At 57.3% G+C, this 17,483-nt stretch carries 15 protein-coding genes and 1 riboswitch; of the genes, 7 read left to right on the forward strand and 8 right to left on the reverse strand.

The genetic code is table 11. The features are described from left to right. The first annotated feature begins 162 nt into the window (after window positions 1-162). A complete protein-coding gene (gene chrA / locus ACXAF0_RS05865; RefSeq protein WP_475344751.1) occupies window positions 163-1,437 on the forward strand; it encodes a chromate efflux transporter in 1,275 nt (424 codons plus the stop codon). Between the two features lie 17 nt (window positions 1,438-1,454). Here the strand turns inward: chrA and ACXAF0_RS05870 are convergent, their stop codons facing one another. The 6 genes from ACXAF0_RS05870 to ACXAF0_RS05895 all read right to left on the reverse strand — a co-directional run bounded on the left by ACXAF0_RS05870 (window position 1,455) and on the right by ACXAF0_RS05895 (window position 7,747). Further along, a complete protein-coding gene (locus ACXAF0_RS05870) occupies window positions 1,455-2,915 on the reverse strand; it encodes a serine hydrolase domain-containing protein (RefSeq protein ID WP_475344752.1) in 1,461 nt (486 codons plus the stop codon). Between the two features lie 383 nt (window positions 2,916-3,298). Beyond that, complete coding sequence (locus ACXAF0_RS05875) at window positions 3,299-4,450, reverse strand: MFS transporter (protein ID WP_475344753.1); 1,152 nt, start codon at window positions 4,448-4,450, stop codon at window positions 3,299-3,301. Window positions 4,451-4,549: 99 nt separating this feature from the next. Beyond that, a complete protein-coding gene (locus ACXAF0_RS05880; protein WP_475344755.1) occupies window positions 4,550-5,149 on the reverse strand; it encodes a helix-turn-helix domain-containing protein in 600 nt (199 codons plus the stop codon). 68 nt (window positions 5,150-5,217) lie between these two features. Beyond that, window positions 5,218-5,787 (reverse strand): 16S rRNA (guanine(966)-N(2))-methyltransferase RsmD, encoded by a 570-nt coding sequence (rsmD, locus tag ACXAF0_RS05885; RefSeq protein WP_475344756.1) that lies wholly within the window; start codon window positions 5,785-5,787, stop codon window positions 5,218-5,220. 5 nt (window positions 5,788-5,792) lie between these two features. Next, window positions 5,793-7,028: a pseudouridine synthase gene (locus tag ACXAF0_RS05890; protein WP_475344757.1), complete on the reverse strand. Its 1,236-nt coding sequence runs from the start codon at window positions 7,026-7,028 to the stop codon at window positions 5,793-5,795. Then, window positions 7,025-7,747 (reverse strand): gamma-glutamyl-gamma-aminobutyrate hydrolase family protein, encoded by a 723-nt coding sequence (locus ACXAF0_RS05895; protein WP_475344758.1) that lies wholly within the window; start codon window positions 7,745-7,747, stop codon window positions 7,025-7,027. Before ACXAF0_RS05895 ends, ACXAF0_RS05890 begins: the two co-directional genes overlap by 4 nt. Window positions 7,748-8,016: 269 nt before the next feature. Between ACXAF0_RS05895 and ACXAF0_RS05900 the strand changes: the two genes are divergently transcribed. After that, window positions 8,017-8,469, forward strand: a complete 453-nt coding sequence (locus tag ACXAF0_RS05900; RefSeq protein WP_044826992.1) for a nucleoside deaminase — start codon at window positions 8,017-8,019, stop codon at window positions 8,467-8,469. Here ACXAF0_RS05900 and ACXAF0_RS05905 read toward each other — a convergent pair. Beyond that, on the reverse strand, window positions 8,466-10,067 hold the full coding sequence (locus tag ACXAF0_RS05905) for an OpgD/OpgG family glucan biosynthesis protein (protein ID WP_475344762.1): 1,602 nt from the start codon (window positions 10,065-10,067) through the stop codon (window positions 8,466-8,468). The genes ACXAF0_RS05900 and ACXAF0_RS05905 overlap by 4 nt on opposite strands. Before the next feature lie 144 nt (window positions 10,068-10,211). Next, window positions 10,212-10,412: riboswitch (cobalamin riboswitch) on the forward strand. A gap of 226 nt (window positions 10,413-10,638) precedes the next feature. Here ACXAF0_RS05905 and ACXAF0_RS05910 point away from each other — a divergent pair. From ACXAF0_RS05910 to ACXAF0_RS05920, 3 genes are read left to right on the forward strand one after another with little or no spacing between them, the layout of a single operon-like run. Beyond that, window positions 10,639-11,670 (forward strand): ABC transporter substrate-binding protein, encoded by a 1,032-nt coding sequence (locus ACXAF0_RS05910; RefSeq protein ID WP_475344764.1) that lies wholly within the window; start codon window positions 10,639-10,641, stop codon window positions 11,668-11,670. Then, a complete protein-coding gene (locus ACXAF0_RS05915; protein WP_475344766.1) occupies window positions 11,667-12,701 on the forward strand; it encodes a FecCD family ABC transporter permease in 1,035 nt (344 codons plus the stop codon). The genes ACXAF0_RS05910 and ACXAF0_RS05915 overlap by 4 nt, the downstream gene beginning before the upstream one ends. After that, window positions 12,698-13,498, forward strand: coding sequence for an ABC transporter ATP-binding protein (locus ACXAF0_RS05920; protein WP_475344768.1), 801 nt, complete (start codon window positions 12,698-12,700; stop codon window positions 13,496-13,498). Before ACXAF0_RS05915 ends, ACXAF0_RS05920 begins: the two co-directional genes overlap by 4 nt. 33 nt (window positions 13,499-13,531) lie before the next feature. Here ACXAF0_RS05920 and purD read toward each other — a convergent pair whose 3' ends face one another. Continuing rightward, complete coding sequence (gene purD / locus ACXAF0_RS05925) at window positions 13,532-14,815, reverse strand: phosphoribosylamine--glycine ligase (RefSeq protein ID WP_475344771.1); 1,284 nt, start codon at window positions 14,813-14,815, stop codon at window positions 13,532-13,534. Between the two features lie 116 nt (window positions 14,816-14,931). On the opposite strand from purD, the gene xseA reads away from it, so the two are divergent. Further along, a complete protein-coding gene (gene xseA / locus ACXAF0_RS05930) occupies window positions 14,932-16,617 on the forward strand; it encodes an exodeoxyribonuclease VII large subunit (protein WP_475344773.1) in 1,686 nt (561 codons plus the stop codon). Further along, window positions 16,617-17,471 carry a M23 family metallopeptidase gene (locus ACXAF0_RS05935; protein ID WP_475344775.1) on the forward strand — a complete coding sequence of 285 codons (855 nt, stop codon included), beginning with the start codon at window positions 16,617-16,619 and terminating at the stop codon, window positions 17,469-17,471. The genes xseA and ACXAF0_RS05935 overlap by 1 nt, the downstream gene beginning before the upstream one ends. Window positions 17,472-17,483: the final 12 nt, after the last annotated feature.

The following is a 17,483-nucleotide window of genomic DNA, read 5'->3' on the forward strand; positions in this document are numbered from 1 at the left end:
ATACATCTGGACGTTACAAGCAAAACCCCACCTGTGGTAAAATGCCGCAGGCGGGGTTTTGTTATGAAAATGTGACGAATGCTTGCGGGGCCGCTTTTGGCTTTGCCGCCTTACAGTGATTGCGTATGGTCAGGCAAAATCAGGGTAGGGCAGGAAAAATACATGCCAAACGCGATGCCAGAAAACGATGCCGCAAACGGTCGAACTGACAATCGAACACCAAGCTTGCCGGATGGCGGGATTGGTCTTTGGCAGATTTTCCTGATTTTCCTGCGCCTTGGTCTGACCAGCTTTGGCGGGCCGGTGGCCCATATCGGCTATTTCCGTGAAGAATTTGTCGCACGCCGAAAATGGCTCAGCGATGGCCGCTATGCCGATCTGGTTGCCCTGTGCCAGTTTGCCCCGGGGCCGGCGAGCTCGCAGGTCGGGATGGGCATTGGCATGGCGCTGGGTGGATTGCGTGGATCCTTGATCGCGTGGCTCGGCTTTACCATGCCATCAGCCATTGTTCTGGCCATCCTTGGTATGGCGTTTGTCGGATTTGATCTTGGCAGTGTCGAGGGAATTATTCGCGGCCTCAAGCTTGTGGCGGTGGGTGTGGTCGTGCATGCGCTTTTGGGGATGGCGCGCAGCCTGTGTCCGGATATTCCGCGCGCAATCCTTGCGGTTCTGGCAGCTGCGATCATGATTGCCAGTGATACGGTGATGGCGCAATTCGCCGTCATCCTGGGCGGCATGGTTGCCGGATTGTTGTTGCTGAAAAACAAGGTCGCTGAAGACTCCGATCCCGGTCACGCGCCGCGCTCGGCCAAGGGGGCGGTCGTTGCCCTGACTGTGTTCTTTGCCCTGCTTGTGCTGTTGCCGGTTCTTGCCAGGCTTGATCCGACCGGTCTGTTTGCTGTCATCGATGGCTTTTATCGCAGTGGCGCGCTGGTGTTTGGCGGCGGGCATGTTGTTTTGCCCCTTCTGCAAAATGCGGTTGTGGCGCCCGGTTGGGTAGATCCCGAAACATTCCTGGCTGGTTACGGCGCAACACAGGCTGTACCCGGGCCGATCTTTACCTTTGCGGCCTATCTCGGGGCGGCCCTGCATACCGGGTCAAGTGGAACCGGGTTGGTGGTCAGTGCGCTGACGTCACTGGTGACGCTGGTCGCGATCTTTTTGCCGGCATGGCTGTTGGTGGTCGGGCTTTTGCCATTCTGGGATCGCGTGCGTCATATGGCATCGATGCGGGCCGGATTGATGGGGGTGAATGCCGCAGTTGTCGGGCTGTTGGCCGCGGTGCTTTATGATCCGATCTGGACCGGCGCCATTCTTGATGTGTTTGATATTGGCTGTGTGGTGCTGGTCTTTGCCATTTTACAATGGCGGATCGTGCCGGTTTGGGCCGTGGTTGGTGCCGGTGCGGTCATCGGTTATCTGGTCGGGGTTTTGTAACTCACGCGCGGCCTTGATCAGCCGTCAGTGGCCTCAATAGGCGCGTCCGCACTATCGGGTTCCGGAGCATCGGCCGGCATGTCGGCTTTGTCCGGGAATACGGCACTCAGCTCGCTGATGAACTGTCGCAGATCAAAGGCACTGCGTTTGCGTGTGACGCCAAACCGCACGACCACCAGATCACGCGACGGAATAACCGTCAGGGACTGTCCATCATGACCAAGCGAGAAAAAGGCATCCTCAGGCAGTTGGGTGATGTCATCGCGCGGCATGCCATCCTCATCCCGGCTGCCGGGCAGATCAAGCCACCAATGCGCTCCATACAGACCATGCGGGTCTTCTGCTGCCGGGCTGGTCGAATACCCTACCCAGCCTTCGGGGAGCAGGCGTTCATCATTCCATACGCCATCCTGCAGGAACAATTGCCCGATCTTGGCCCAGTCGCGCGCCGATGCATGCATGAAGCTTGAAGCGATAAAATACCCTTCCGGGTCGGTTTCAATGACCGCACTGCTCATGCCCAGCGGGCGGAACAGAAGTTCCGTCGGGCGGCTGAGATAGGTCGTCCGTGACCCGCTCAGATTGCGTATCGCAGCCGAAAGGATGTTACTGGCCCCGGAATTATAGGAAAATTCGCTGCCCGGCGTGTTTTCAAGCGGTTTGGAAACAGCAAATCCGGCGGCAGCGGGTTCGATAAACAGCATCTGCACCACATCCGATAACGGATTGGCATAGCTTTCATCAAATTCAAGGCCGCTTCGCATGCGAAGCAGGTCATCATAATTGATGGTCGCGCGCGGATCGTTTGGTTCTGCCTGCCATTCATTGATCAGAACCGGTTCCTGAATATCGGAAATCATGCCTTCTAGCCGCATGCGCCCCAGAATGACGTTAAAGACGCTTTTGGTCATCGACCAACCAGGCAGCGGCGTGTCAGCGGTAATCCCTTCGGCATAGCGTTCGGCGACCACCTTGCCATCATGCAGGATGACAACCGCGCGCGTACGACGTTCGGGATGCAGGCCAGGCTCATCCATGACATCAAACAGGATGTTGTTAAGCTCCCTGCGATCGACATTGGCCGGAAGGGACGCGGGCAGAAGCGGGCGCGCCTCAACCGGTTTCATGACCGGGGTCGCGTTGCGCAACTGTGCGATATGCTCGGCATCATCAGCCAGCGTGCAGCCAAGGTTGGGGCGATAAACCGCAAAGCGTTTGCGAAAGCCGAATGCGTGCGCGCTGATGGTCTGATTGCGCAAATCGACATTGGTGGTGATCAGCGATAACAGGGGATTATTGTCCGCAAGAATATCGACTTCACGTGCGCGCGTCGATGTCAGGCCATTTACGAAAATGGCGGAACACATGATCTTTGCGCTATAGGCCGCCCCGACGGGGGCCAGCCAGATGAAGAAAACAGCAAGAACAGACAGGCCGATCAATATCAGTCCGATAAAGATGGCCTTGATCCACTGCATTCCACTTCCCTAAATCTTTTTGAATTTGTTGGGGTCGGAAAGGGTCGCCTGCTTCGCGGGATAGGTCAAGCCATCGTATCGTATAGTTTGGTTACGATTTTTGTCTAATAAAGGCTTTGCTGGAATTCGAGTTCCTAGGGTCAGGACCTATTAATTTGATTTGAATGGCAGACGTTATATTTACGAAATCCAAGGAAAAGCCCGCCGGTCGGGTCGGCATCCCGGACAAGGGGTTTGACGCTGGAGTTTGCAAATATAACGTCTGTCCTCCGGATTAAACGGATTTGCACGGGCTACTTTGTCGTAAAACTTTGAAAGATAAATATCTTCCTGCAGTTTTACTCCGCGTATCCGCACAAATCTGTTTAACCATTCAAACCAAATTAATAGGTCCTGACCCTAATGGAAATCAGGAAACCGGCAAAATAGAACCCGCCCAGAACCGCCGCCGCCCCGGCCCAGCCATTGCGATCAATCATCGCCCCGGCAACGGGCGGCACGATAACGACGAAAATCTCGGCAAACTGGGCCAGCATCCCTTGCAGGGCGGGCATCGAAAGACCGTCCTTGGCTATTTTCGGCAACAGCGCAAAGCACGTCCCGGCCACAGCCCCCTGACACACGTTAAATATGATCAGCGCTGTGATACTCAGCGGGACCGAGGTGCTGACAAACAGGGTCGAGATCGCAACGGCCATGATCGGCAAAAACAGCATCAGGATTTTCCTGCCCGGAACGTCGCGACCCAAAACGGCGCCAGCAGCCACACTGCCGACAACGTTTCCGCCAATCGCCGTCGAGCCAATAATCCCGGCCGAAAGCGCAATGCCGATATCAAGATTATCGGCCAGCATGGCAGGCATAAAGGCAAGGGCCGCCGATGTTGCACCGGCAAAGGCGGAAAATGTCAGGGCAACCTGAAGGGCAGCGCGTGATTTCAAAACCCCGATCACCCCGACAGCAAGTGATCGTCGCCCACTGCCGGTTTCGGGTTTCTCCATCAGGGCCAGAAGCGGCAGCAAAATCAGAACCGGGACCGTGCAGGCCCCGACCGCCATCCGCCAGTCAAGCCAGGTGACCACGGCGGCACTGATCCAGTTGCCCAGCGCAATGCCAACCGGGATAAAGGTGCCCCAAATGCTCATGGCCATGGCGACCAGCTTCGGATTTTTGAATGCGGCCATCCAGCTTGGCGCCCCGACGACAATCAGAAGATAGCCAACACTGGTGACAAGCCGCCCGACATATAAAAGCGCGCTTGCGTTTGCGGTGGCAAAGACCAGTGCGCCCAAAATCATCATCACACCGCCAAGCACCAAGGATTTGCGCAATCCTGCGCGCGCGGCCCAGACCCCGGCGGGAATGGCACAAAGTGCGCCTGCGGCGGTAATTAGCGATGCGACCAACCCAAATTCCGCCTGACTAAGCCCGAACCCCGCGCGCAAATCCGGCGCAATCGGGCCAACCAGCCCGACCTGCATCGAGGCGGTCAGTCCAAGTCCGTAAAGAACAATAACGGCGGTGATGGGCGGCATCGGTCCATTCCATGGGGCATGCATCAGCGGGGCGAGCACCCTGATTACCCGATTTCGCCCACTGAATGCCACGTATGAAATATGCGCGGCCCGATCAGATCAAATGTGATCAGATCCGATATGATTTGGTTGCTGATCAAATCCGGTGGTCAGACGAACCGCCGTGCCGTCCGACAGAAAAAAACGCTCCCACAGGATATAGGTATCGACAATCCGCAGTGGATCGCCATCCCGGCGAGTGTTTTCAAAGGTCAGGTGATCAGTCTGATCTTCGTGCCAGCCAAGGTCATGCAGGCTTTTTTCCGCCAATGCGATTTCCGGGGTGGCAAACCGCCAAAGCGAGGTGCCCAGAAGTGGTGCGACTTCCCGTTGCCATTCGTTTTCACGCGGGCTGGACGCACAAAGCAACCGGTGTGATCGATCTTCGATCAGATGCACGCGTTGTGACGAATGCAGGACCAGCCGTTTGACGGCCTGATCCAGGCGGAAATTGCGTTTGTGCGTCATCATCTGGTGGATCAGGTCATATTGCAGCGGGGCCGGGCTTTGCGCCCCGCTTTCCCAGCGCGATACGGTTGCCTGTGTTACGCCGAGAATATCGGCCAGCCGCGATTGCTTGATATCGCTTGTGCGTCGCCATTGGCGCAAAAGGCGACCAAAATCCTTGTCTGGTGCAATGCTGTTGGACAGGCGTTTCATGACGATCAACCGGTTTTGGACAGAACCCAATCTATCACAGAATGCGGTGGCGAACAGCCGCGTCGCAATCAGGCGGCAAACCGACCGATATCAATCTGGCAACGGCCATATTTGCGGCTGTCGCACAGGTCAAACCCATCCAGCGCGATTTCCTGATCACGCGGATCACGTTCGGCCACAATCAGGGTATTGGCGTCAATCCAGCCTGCCTTGGCAAGGGCTGCGATGCTGGGTTCGATCAATTCCTTGCCATAGGGCGGGTCAAGAAACACCATGCTGGCCGGCTGGCTTGCGCGTGGTGGCTTGGTGGCGTCTGCGCGCTGGGCACGGGCCTGATCGGAAATACGAAGCGTGTCGATATTCTGCTCAATAATCGCAATCGCCTTGCGATCAGTATCAAAAAACACCGCCTGATCGGCCCCACGCGAAATAGCTTCAAGCCCCAGCGCGCCGGATCCGGCAAATGCATCGAGGATGATGCCGTCATAAAGCGGATTGAAGTCATCCTCATACCAGCGCGATGCGTGTGACAGGATGCTAAAAAGCGCCTCACGTACGCGATCCAGTGTCGGGCGCGTGTCGCGTCCTTCGGGTGCGTTCAAGGCCCGGCCACGATGGGTGCCACCAACAATCCGCATCGGGCTTAGTCCTTCTTGCCGCCGCGTGGTCGGTTGCCAGCAGGCTTGCGACCGGTCGGTTTGCCCGTCGGTTTACCTTGCGGCTTTCCGCGACCACCATCACGCCCGGCGTTGCGTCCGCCGTCACGACCGCCATCACGGCCACCGGTAGCCTTGCCGTCCGCACTGTAACGGCCGCGGCCCTTGTTGGTCGGGCGTGCGGATCCGCGTTCTTCGCGCATGTCACGTTCCTGCCGACCTGACCCGGATGCAGCTTTGCCACGGCCACCTGCGCGCGGTGCGGCACCGATGCGCGGACCCTTGCGAGCCGTTCCCGAACGTTCGCGGGTTTCGCGCTGCTCGGTGGCGTCATCGGCTTTTGCGTTGGCATCGGGACCGCCTTGCGGGCGTTTGCGCTGGGCCGGTTGGCCAAAGACGGTGCGGGGTGCCTTCGGGCGCGCGGTACCGCCACGGGCGACCGATTTCTTTTCGGAAACCTTGGAATAGTCCCCCTTGAAAAAGGCGGCGAGCTGTTCTTTCATCACCTTGCCGGTGACTTCCTCGCACTCGCCTGGGGCCAGATTGCCCAGCTGGAACGGGCCATAGGACACACGCATCAATCGCGTCACCGGCCAGCCAAGATGTTCCATGACACGGCGGATTTCACGGTTTTTGCCTTCGCGAAGTGTCACCGTCATCCAGGCATTGGTGCCTTTCTGAACGTCGACTTCGGCATGGATGGAGCCGTAATTAACCCCATCGACCGTGACACCGTCTTCAAGCTGCTTGAGCTTGGCTTCGTCAATCTGACCATGCACGCGCACACGATACCGGCGTGCCCAGCCGGTGGCGGGCAGTTCGAGATAACGGGCAAGCTCGCCATCATTGGTCAGCAACAGCAACCCTTCGGAGTTCAGGTCAAGTCGGCCGACCGAAATCACGCGCGGCACATAGCTTGGCAGATGCTCAAACACCGTATCGCGGCCTTGTTCGTCGCGGTGGCTGGTGACCAGACCGCGCTTTTTAAACAGGCGCCAAAGACGCGGCTTTTCCTTTTCGGGCAGCGGCTTGCCATCGACGATGATCTCGTCTTCGTCGGTCACGGTTACGGCCGGGGTATCAAGCTTCTTGCCATTCAGGCGCACAAGCCCCTCGGCGATCATGCGTTCGGCATCACGTCGGGAACAAACACCAGATCGCGCAATGCGCTTGGCAATGCGTTCGGGCTTGTTGTCATCCGGGGTGGTGTTTTTGTCGCTCATTTGCGGGCCTCGGAAATCAGGGCGTCGAAAATCTTCGCATCGCCCGAACTGATATGGAATTCGGGATGCCACTGGACCCCGAGACAATAACGATATTTCGGATGCTCAATCCCCTCGATCACGCCATCGGGCGCATAGGAATTGATGATCACATCCGGGCCAACCCCCTCAGCCGCCTGATGGTGGGCGGAATTGACCGACAGTGTTTTCACATCACCAACGATTTTGGCCAGAAGCGTATTCGGTTCAACCGTCACATCATGGCCCGGCTCGTTGCGCGGGTTTGGCTGTTCATGGGGCAGGCAGTTTTCAATGCTGTCGGGGATATGCTGGATCAGCGATCCGCCCAGAATAACATTCAAAAGCTGCTGACCACCGCAAATGCCCAGAACCGGCACGTCGCGTTCAAGCGCGCCTTCGGCCATCGCCCATTCAAATTTGGTGCGCCGATCCTTGGTGACAACCGTGTCATGGGTTTCCGTCGCGCCAAACAGGGTCGGGTCAACGTCAAACGCACCGCCTGTCACGACCAGCCCGTCAATCAGGTCCAGCAGATCAGGCACCAGCTCAACCTCATGGGGCAGGGGCATCGGAATGCCGCCGGCCTCGGTCACGGCACCGGCATAGTTTTCACGCAGCGCATACCACGGGAATTTGGAATATCCGCCCGGTTCTTCGGAATCGAGAGTGATACCAATGATCGGCTTGCGCGTGCTCATGATGAAAACAACCTTGGTGCTGGAGAATTAAAGTTAGCCGGAACCTACCTGTGTAACCCTTTAAGGGCAACGGCAATTCACGCCGATGGTCCATGCGTTCTGTGCAAACAGCCACTGGCTGTGTGCCACCCTGATATCGCTTGCTGGTGGCTTGACCGATGATCTGCTTGGTAGCACTTTGGACCTTAACGCCCTAAAATGAAGTAAAAGCAGGATCAGCCGCAAGGTGGCAGTATCCTGTCACAAGGCACAAGCGGGATGGAAAGATCATGAGTGCAGATAGCTATATGGATATGGCGCTTGAAGAAGCCCGTGCCGCTGCCCGGCGCGGCGAAGTGCCCGTCGGTGCCGTTCTGGTCGATGCCGATAGTGGCGAGGTGCTCGCACGGGCCGGCAACCTGACCGAGGAAATGAACGATCCGACCGCCCATGCCGAAATCCTCGTGATCCGGGCGGCCGCCGGGGCCAAGGGCGAACCGCGTCTGCCAAATTGCGATCTGTATGTCACGCTTGAACCCTGTCCGATGTGCGCAACTGCCATTTCATTTGCCCGCCTGCGCCGTGTCTATTTCGGGGCCTATGACCCCAAGGGCGGCGGGGTGGATCACGGACCGCGCGTGTTTGAAAGCACAAGCTGCCATCACCGCCCGGAAGTTTATGGCGGCATCGGCGAGGTCGAGGCCGCCAAGCTTCTGAAGGATTTCTTTGGGTCGCTGCGTTAACCCTGTTGCTGATTACCCAGTGCCGGCAAGTGCTGGAACATCCAGGTTTCGCTGAGTGGCGCGTCACCGCGCTTCAGATACATGCGCAGGTCAACCGGATCGGTGCCCGCCGCCTTAAGGTCAAAGGCCGCGCGCCAGATGCGGGTATCCATGATCGGTTCGATCTTGGTGCGGACAATCTCGCCGCGTGAGGATGTCGCAACCACTTCCGGGAACTCGCCATAGGCCAGGGTTCCAAGAACCTCGCCTTCGAACTCGACGGAAAACTTGATCTCGTCTTTCGGGCGATTGGTCCCGGGCTCCCCGCCGCGGCCCATGCGGGTGGCGGTGGCGCGTGCGAGTTCCTTGACCGGGAACGGGTTGTGGGCCTGCCAATGCAGGCGGTATTTGAACTGATAGCTGTTGCCCGCCTTGGCTTCGCCATTCGGGACCCAGAAGGCGGCGATGTTATCGTGGATTTCATCGTCGGTCGGAATTTCGATCAGCTGAACCGCGCCGTCATTCCATTCACCTTTCGGTTCGACCCACAGGCTGGGGCGGCGGTGATAGCGCACGCCATCCAGATAGTTTTTCACATCGCGATCACGCTGCATCAGGCCAAAGCCGCGCGGGTTCTGGTCGCCAAAGGCGGATGCACGAATGGTTTCCGGGTTATTCAGCTGTCGCCAGATGCGCTCGCCACCACCGGTCCAAAGTTCCAACCCGTCGCTGTCATGCACTTCCGGACGCCAATCAAATCGGAATGATTTATTCTGTTCGGAATACCAGAACATGCTGGTCAGCGGCGCGATGCCAAGCCGTTCGATGTCTTTTCGGACAAACAGATGCTTTTCAACATCCATGGTGACCCCTTCGCCGCGATAAAGCAGGAATTTATAAGCACCCGTGATGCTCGGCCCATCCAGCAGCGCATAGACCGTCACCGGGTCTTCGGGGTTTTTCGCCGGTTCGATAAAGAACTGTCGGAAATCGGGGAATTCTTCGGGGATGTTGGTTGCGGTATTGACCGCAATCCCGCGGGCAGACAGGCCATATTGGCCTTCATCACCAATGGCGCGGAAATACGAAGCGCCGAGGAATGCCGCCCAGTCCTGGGTTTTCCAGTCGTCGCGCGCCTGATTTTCATGCAGGCGGAAGCCGGCAAAGCCGCTATTGGCCGGCAGCTGGCGGGCAATGCTGTCTTCGGGCATGTCAAAGTAATCGGGCTTATAGATCACTTCGCGCGCCTGCCCGTTTTCCAGAAGATACATATGCACCGGCTTGGCGAAATACATACCCAGATGGAAGAAGGTTAGTGGATAGGTGCCCGATCCGTCGGAAAACGGCGAATGATCGCGTTTGTAATGCAGCTTGCCATGGGTATCGTAATCAATCTTGCCGACGATTTCCGGGTTCGGTGCAACGGGTGCTTCGTAGGGCTCGGTTGCCATTACCTTGGCGCGCTCAATCAGGCTCGCAAAATCAAAGCTTTGCGCATTGCCCAGATCAAGACCGGGGACCTCGGCCATCGCATGGCTATAAAGCGACATGCCCGGCAGGATCAGGCCAGCGGCGGCGATGGATTTCAAAAAGCGTCTGCGTTCCACGGAAGTCGTCATTTTCACCATGTTCCGATGATTACGTTAGCCAGCAAAGCATACCGGGCAGTGTGGAGGTAATCGGGACGAATGATGGCAAATTCAAGGTGACGATACGCTGGCCTGACACGGACGCGCGGCGCTTGACGAACAGTGTTATCTATGTGAAATCAATTTCTTGTCGGTATCCGAAATTCGGATAAAGGGAATTCGATGTGGTCTGGCCTTGCCAGATCATTGACCGAAGCTGCCCCCGCAACTGTAGGCGGTGAGCATTTTCTGATTTCGCCACTGGGTAATGCCCGGGAAGGCCAGAAAATGCAGTGACCCGTGAGCCAGGAGACCTGCCGACATGAACACGACGGACCGGGCGGGGTGCCCCGGAGGATGTCGGTACATGTCGCGTTATGCGCAGGTTGGAGCTCATTCCATCGGCGTTTAATCCCGAACATTTCCCGCCATTTTTCAGCACGCTAGCCAGTCCCTTGACGATAGTAACTTTGATGTTATGTTATAACATAACATTTAATGAGGCCGGTTGATTCCATTCCATAAAATGGATTCCGATCTGCCTCCGTGAAAGGACAATGACGTGATTACAATCAACAAACAGGGTCTGGCAGTCGGGGTGATTGCTGCTGGATTGGCATTCATGAGTGTGGGCGCCCAGGCAACCGATTATCCGCTTACAATCGAGAATTGCGGGCGCAGCGTGACTTTTGAAAAGGCGCCGGAGCGGGTTGTTTCGCTTGGTCAAAGCAATACCGAAATCCTGTATCGGTTGGGATTGGCGGACAAGGTTGTCGGAACGGCCGTGTGGTTCAATCCGGTGGCCGAGGAATATCGTGAAGCCAATGCCAAGGTGAAGCGCCTTGCCGATAATGATCCGAGCTTTGAAAGTGTTGTTGGCCAGAAACCCGATCTTGTGACCAACCAGTATCAGTGGCACGTCGGCCCGAACGGTGCGGTCGGCACGGTCACGCAGTTCAATGAGCTGTCCATTCCGGTCTATACCGCGCCGGCCGATTGTGTCGGCAAGGATAACAGCACCGGTGGCGATGGCACGCGCCTTGATGCGTTTTCGATGGATCTGATCTATCAGACGATCAGTGAAATGGCCCTGATCTTTGATGTTGAAGATCGTGGGGACAAGCTTGTTGCAGACCTGCGCGCGCGTGAACAGGCGGCGCGGGCAAGTGTCGAAAGCATCGATGGTAGCGGTATCAGCGCCCTTTTCTGGTTCTCAAGCGCCGAAATCGATGTTGATCCCTACGTCGCCGGGCAAAAGGGTGCGCCGGGTTATATTGCCAATATCCTGAATGTTCGAAATGTCATCGACAGCGACGATGAATGGCCGAAAGTCGGTTGGGAAACCATCGCACGCGCCAATCCGGACATCATCGCAATTGGCAAAATGGAACGTCGTCGCTTCCCGGCCGATGACTGGGAGCTGAAAATGAAGTTCCTCAAATCCGATCCGGTGACCAGCCAGATGGATGCGGTTCGCAATGACCGGATCGTGGTGATTGACGCAATGTCGATGAACCCGACCATCCGTACCATCGATGGTATTGAAATGATGGCCAAGGCGGTTGTCGATCTGCGCCAGAGCCAAATCAATTGACGGCCTTGCTTTCTTCAATCGTCGGACGTCGCACCGGCGCAGCTTTTGCTGCGCTGGTGTTGCTTGGCCTCGCGCTCGCCTTTGCGGCGTCGGTGGGGGAAACATCCATCCCGATCCGCACGGTGATCGATACCATCGCCAATCATGTGTGGGGTGCCGGTTACGCGATTGATCCGATTGATTCCGGTATTGTCTGGAACTATCGCCTGAGCCGGGCGGTGGTTGCTGCGTCCTGCGGCGCGGCATTGGCCTTGTCAGGCGCAGTCCTGCAGGCGCTTTTGCGCAATGCGCTTGCCGATCCCTATTTGCTTGGTATTTCCGCCGGGGCGTCCACGGGGGCGGTCAGTGTTGCCATCCTTGGTATCGGGGCGGGCATGTTTGGCATGTCGGTGGGCGCGTTTATCGGCTCTGTCGTGGCATTTTCCTTTGTCTCGCTGCTGGCGTTGCAGGCAGGACGCGGGACTGGCGCGATCATTTTGGCGGGTATTGCCGGTGCGCAGCTTTTTAACGCCCTGACATCGTTTATCGTTACAAAGTCTGCCAGTGCCGAGGAAGCCCGCGGGATTATGTTCTGGCTTTTGGGTAACCTCAGTGGTGTGCGCTGGCCTGATGCATCGCTTGCCCTGCCGATCGCCATTGTCGGATTGCTGGTCTGTCTTTGGCATGCGCGCGCACTTGATGCATTTACCTTCGGGCGGGATTCGGCGGCATCGCTTGGTGTGCCGGTGCGTCGTGTTTACGTCGTTCTGATTGGGGTTTCGGCCCTGATGACGGCGGTGATGGTAAGCATCGTCGGCTCCATCGGGTTTGTCGGGTTGGTTATTCCGCATGCGGCGCGTTTCTTTGTTGGCAATCGTCATGGGCTTTTGTTGCCCTTGTCCGCATTGATCGGCGCACTTTTCCTTGTTGGCGCAGATGTGATTTCCCGGGTGATTGTGCCCGGTCAGGTTCTGCCAATCGGGGTGATTACGGCCTTTGTCGGCGCACCGGCCTTCGCGCTTATTCTCTGTCACGGAAGGGTCTTGCGATGACCTTGGAGCTCCGCAATGTCGATTGGTCGGTCGGTTTCAAAAAGATCGTGCGGGATGTCAGCTTGCGCGTTGAGCCGGCCGAATTCCTTGGCGTCATCGGGCCAAATGGATCGGGTAAAACCAGCATGATGTCGGTGCTCGCAGGTATTCGCCCGCCATCTGATGGTCTGGCGCTGCTTGACGACCAACCAATGGGCAAGGTCGGGCGGCGTAATCTGGCGCGCCGGATCGGATTTGTCGAACAGCAGGCCGATACCATTGATCGCATCACCGTGCGCGAAGCCGTTTCACTTGGCCGGACACCCTATCTCAGTCTGCTCTCCCCATGGTCCGAAACCGATGATGATATCGTTGCCAACGCGCTTGAACGGGTTGCGATGGGCAATATGACCGACCGGATCTGGCACACATTGTCCGGCGGGGAAAAGCAACGGGTTCATATCGCCCGTGCATTGGCACAGCAACCTGATTACCTGCTTTTGGATGAGCCAACCAACCATCTTGATATCCGACATCAGCTTGGGCTTTTGGAACTTGTGCATGATTTGCCGGTGACGGTGGTGGCTGCCCTGCATGATCTGAACCACGCTGCACTGTTTTGTGACCGGATCGCGATGATGGATGGCGGGAAGCTGATCGCAATCGGAACGCCGCGCGAGATTTTGACCCAAAAGAATTTACGAGATGTGTTTGGTGTCGAGGCCGATATCGAAACCGAAAGTGATGGTCGCTGTCACATCCGGTATCGGGTGAGCCGTCAAATGGATGTGATAAACAAAAAAGACCGGGTTGCTTGACCCGGTCTTTTGATTTCGCTACTTGAAACGGGTTTAGCCCTGTTCGCGGGCAACCGCGCGCCAGCCAATATCGCGGCGGCAGAAACCACCTTGCCAGTCAATTGCATCAACCGCCTCATAGGCGCGCTTCTGGCTTTCGGTCACGGTCGCACCACGTGCAGTGACGCCAAGAACGCGTCCACCGGTCGCGACCAGCTTGTCGCCATCCATCTTGGTGCCGGCATGCAGGACCTTGACCTTGTCCATGGCATCAGCTGCCGGGACATTTTTGATTTCGGTGCCTTTTTCATAAGATCCCGGATAACCCTTGGCAGCCATGACGACGACCATCGCGGTTTCATTGTGCCATTCGGGTTTGACGTTATCGAGTGTGCCGGTCGCGGCACCGTCGAGGATATCAAGCACGTCGGATTTCAGACGGGTCATCAGGACCTGACATTCCGGGTCGCCGAAACGGATGTTGTATTCGATCAGTTTGGGATTGCCGGCATCATCGATCATCAGACCGGCAAACAGCACGCCCTTGAACGGGTGGCCTTCTGCGGCCATGCCCTTGACGGTCGGGATGATGATCTGATCCATGACCTTGGCTTCGACCGCATCGGTAAAGACAGGGGCCGGGGAATAGGCGCCCATGCCACCCGTATTGGGGCCGGTATCGCCTTCGCCAACGGCCTTGTGATCCTGGGCTGCGACCAGCGGAATGACATTTTCACCATCACAAACGGCAAAAAATGAGGCTTCCTCACCTTTGAGGAATTCCTCGATCACGATTTCCGCACCAGCATCGCCGAACTTGCCGCCCACCATGCATTCGTCAATGGCAGCAAAGGCTTCGTCATTTGTCATACAAATGGTCACACCCTTGCCGGCGGCCAGACCATCGGTTTTGACGACAATCGGTGCGCCCTGTTTTTCAACAAAGGCCTTGGCGTCCTTGGGTTCGGTAAAACGGCCATAGGCTGCGGTCGGGACACGGAACTTTGCCACCATATCCTTCATGAAGCCCTTGGAGCCTTCAAGCTGGGCTGCAGCCTTTGAGCAGCCAAAGGATTTGATACCCGCAGAGTCCAGTGCGTCAACAAGGCCAGCAACCAGCGGCGCTTCCGGACCGACAACGACCAGATCAACCGTGTTGTCCTTGGCAAATTTCACCAGACTATCAATGTCGCTATCGGAAATCGCAACGCATTCGGCCGAATCCGCAATGCCGGCATTGCCCGGTGCGCACCACAGTTTGGAGATGCGCGGGCTGCGCGCAATCGCCCAGCACAGTGCGTGTTCACGTCCGCCGCCGCCAACGACCAGAACCTTCATGACTTTATCCTTCGACTTGTCCGATTGCTTGATGGTCCAAGCGTGATGAACTAGGCTTGTTGCCAAGTACGCCACGCCCTGCATTTCATGCGGGCTTTTAGCATAAAGTACCCTTGATGACGCAAGATTTGTTCGACCCTTACGCCCCGGTTCCCGAAACGCCTGCAAAATCGGGAAATACGCCCGAATTTTCGGTTTCCGACCTGTCAAACGCGCTGAAACGCACAGTCGAGGATGCCTTTTCCTTTGTTCGGGTGCGCGGCGAAATTTCCGGGTTCAAGCGTGCTGCCAGCGGGCATCTTTATCTTGCGCTCAAGGATGACAAGGCGGTGCTTGATGGCGTGTGCTGGCGCGGGCAGGCCGGCAAGCTTGGTCTTGTGCCCGAAGACGGCATGGAAGTCATCGTCACCGGACGGCTGACGACATTTCCCGGCCGGTCGAAATACCAGATCGTCATCGAGACGATGGAAGTGGCGGGCGAAGGCGCGCTTTTAAAGCTTCTTGAAGAACGCAAAAAGAAACTCGCTGCCGAAGGCCTGTTTGAGCCTGAACGCAAAAAGCCGATCCCGTTCCTGCCCGATGTCATCGGTATTGTCACGTCGCCCACCGGGGCTGTCATCCGCGATATCATGCATCGCCTGCGTGATCGTTTTCCGCGCCGGGTTTTGCTGTGGCCGGTTCTTGTGCAGGGGCAGGGGGCGGCTGATCAGGTGGCTGAGGCCGTGCGGGGCTTTAATGATCTTTTGCCCTATGGCCAGATCCCGCGTCCCGATGTGCTGATTGTTGCGCGCGGCGGCGGGTCGCTTGAAGATCTGTGGTCGTTTAACGAGGAAGTTGTTGCCCGTGCGGTGGCCGAGTCCGACATTCCGGTGATTTCGGCCGTCGGGCATGAAACTGACACCACCCTGATTGATTTTGTTTCCGATCTGCGCGCGCCAACGCCCACCGGGGCGGCGGAAAAGGCCGTGCCTGTGCGTGGTGAGCTGATCGGTCAGGTCGAAGAGGATGGCGTTCGCCTGGCACAGGCCGTGCGGCGGTTGGGCGTTGAAAAGAAAACAGCGCTTGAAAGTCTGGCGCGTGGTTTGGGCGATCCTAAACGCATGCTCGAAGAACGCAGTCAGACCCTTGATAACTGGGCGGATCGTTTGCCACGCGCCGCTGTCAATGTAATGCAACAGTCACGCGCCCGGTTGAACGAGGCCAGTGCGCGACTGGTCAGTCCACGTGAACAGCTTTCGGAAAAGCGCGGACGCCTCGAAAATGCAGCCCTTCGTCTCGATGGGGCGATGAAATCGGCGTTGCAGATGCAGCAATCGCGCCTTGATCGGGCAACAGCCGGATTGCGCCCCAGTGATGCCAAACGCGATATCGCACGCGCCGATAAACAGATCATTGATCTTACCAGTCGCCTGCAGGGGGCGGTTCGCAATACCCTGACGCGTGAGGCCGAAGGACTGGCGCGCTATGACCGGCTTCTGGAAAGTTATTCCTATCGCAATGTGCTCAAACGCGGTTTTGCGGTGGTGCGTGATGGCGAAGGCAATCTGATTGGCAAGTCGGCCGATATCGTGGCCGGCGCGGGCTATGATCTTGAAATGAGCGATGGCACCACGCGGGTAACCGCGGGCGAGGGTGTTGATGTCAAACCCGCACCTGACACGGGTGGTGGCTCGCCAGAAGCGCGTAAAGAGACATCCGCCGAACCGGCAGCAGCGAATCCCGAAAAGCCCACCAAGCCAAAACCGGCAAAAAAGAAAAACCCGCGTCCGCAGGACGATGACAGGCAAGGGAGCCTTCTGTAATGCGTAAAACCATTTCCGGCATGCTGGCCATCGCTGGCTTTTTGGTGATTGGCGCGTCTGCCCAGGCGGCCGAGCCGACCTATCAGGGACAATTTGTTCAGGGCGGGATCGTGTTCGGGCAAACCGAAGCCGGGTCGAAGGTGCTGCTTGATGACGAGGCGATTGACACAATCGCACCCGATGGCCGGTTTGTTCTGGGCTTCCCGCGCGACTACGAAGGCCCGGCGCGGGTCAGTATCCAGCATGCCGATGGCAGCATCGAGGCGTTCAGTTACGAGATTGGTGATCGCGACTTTAACATTCAGCGGATCGATGGCCTGGCCCCCAAGATGGTCAATCCAGACCCGGGTGTGATCAGCCGCATTCAGGATGATTCACGACAGGCCCGCGAAGCCCGAACCGAACGCTTTTCCGAGGACTTCCTGCAAAGTGGTTTTATCTGGCCCGCCGTTGGTCCGATCAGTGGCATTTACGGATCACAACGCATCCTGAACGGGGAACCGCGCGCGCCGCATTGGGGCATTGATATTGCGGTTCCGGCTGGCACGCCCGTCATTGCACCGGCAGATGGTATTGTGACGCTGGCCCATCCCGATATGTATTTTTCCGGTGCGACATTGTTTATCGATCATGGTCTTGGTGTTGTGTCGGCCTTTTTGCACCTCTCAGAGATGGATGTTCAGGTCGGCGATGTCGTGCGTCAGGGCGATGTGATTGCCAAGGTGGGATCATCTGGGCGATCAACCGGCCCGCATCTGGATTGGCGGGTGAATGTTGGTGCTGCCAGAATTGATGCCCAATTGCTGGTGCCGCCGATGGAAGAAGCGCGCAAAACGGCAAATGCCAATAACTGAGCGGAACAAAGA

Source organism: Thalassospira sp. ABD4_177, assembly GCF_056160125.1.

What these genes read in the sequence shown, in the direction of transcription:
- chrA (WP_475344751.1), top strand. Translation starts at nt 163, where the DNA reads ATGCCAAACGCGATGCCAGAAAACGATGCCGCAAACGGTCGAACTGAC.
- ACXAF0_RS05870 (WP_475344752.1), bottom strand. Translation starts at nt 2,915, where the DNA reads ATGCAGTGGATCAAGGCCATCTTTATCGGACTGATATTGATCGGCCTG.
- ACXAF0_RS05875 (WP_475344753.1), bottom strand. Translation starts at nt 4,450, where the DNA reads ATGCCGCCCATCACCGCCGTTATTGTTCTTTACGGACTTGGACTGACC.
- ACXAF0_RS05880 (WP_475344755.1), bottom strand. Translation starts at nt 5,149, where the DNA reads ATGAAACGCCTGTCCAACAGCATTGCACCAGACAAGGATTTTGGTCGC.
- rsmD (WP_475344756.1), bottom strand. Translation starts at nt 5,787, where the DNA reads ATGCGGATTGTTGGTGGCACCCATCGTGGCCGGGCCTTGAACGCACCC.
- ACXAF0_RS05890 (WP_475344757.1), bottom strand. Translation starts at nt 7,028, where the DNA reads ATGAGCGACAAAAACACCACCCCGGATGACAACAAGCCCGAACGCATT.
- ACXAF0_RS05895 (WP_475344758.1), bottom strand. Translation starts at nt 7,747, where the DNA reads ATGAGCACGCGCAAGCCGATCATTGGTATCACTCTCGATTCCGAAGAA.
- ACXAF0_RS05900 (WP_044826992.1), top strand. Translation starts at nt 8,017, where the DNA reads ATGAGTGCAGATAGCTATATGGATATGGCGCTTGAAGAAGCCCGTGCC.
- ACXAF0_RS05905 (WP_475344762.1), bottom strand. Translation starts at nt 10,067, where the DNA reads ATGACGACTTCCGTGGAACGCAGACGCTTTTTGAAATCCATCGCCGCC.
- ACXAF0_RS05920 (WP_475344768.1), top strand. Translation starts at nt 12,698, where the DNA reads ATGACCTTGGAGCTCCGCAATGTCGATTGGTCGGTCGGTTTCAAAAAG.
- purD (WP_475344771.1), bottom strand. Translation starts at nt 14,815, where the DNA reads ATGAAGGTTCTGGTCGTTGGCGGCGGCGGACGTGAACACGCACTGTGC.
- xseA (WP_475344773.1), top strand. Translation starts at nt 14,932, where the DNA reads ATGACGCAAGATTTGTTCGACCCTTACGCCCCGGTTCCCGAAACGCCT.
- ACXAF0_RS05935 (WP_475344775.1), top strand. Translation starts at nt 16,617, where the DNA reads ATGCGTAAAACCATTTCCGGCATGCTGGCCATCGCTGGCTTTTTGGTG.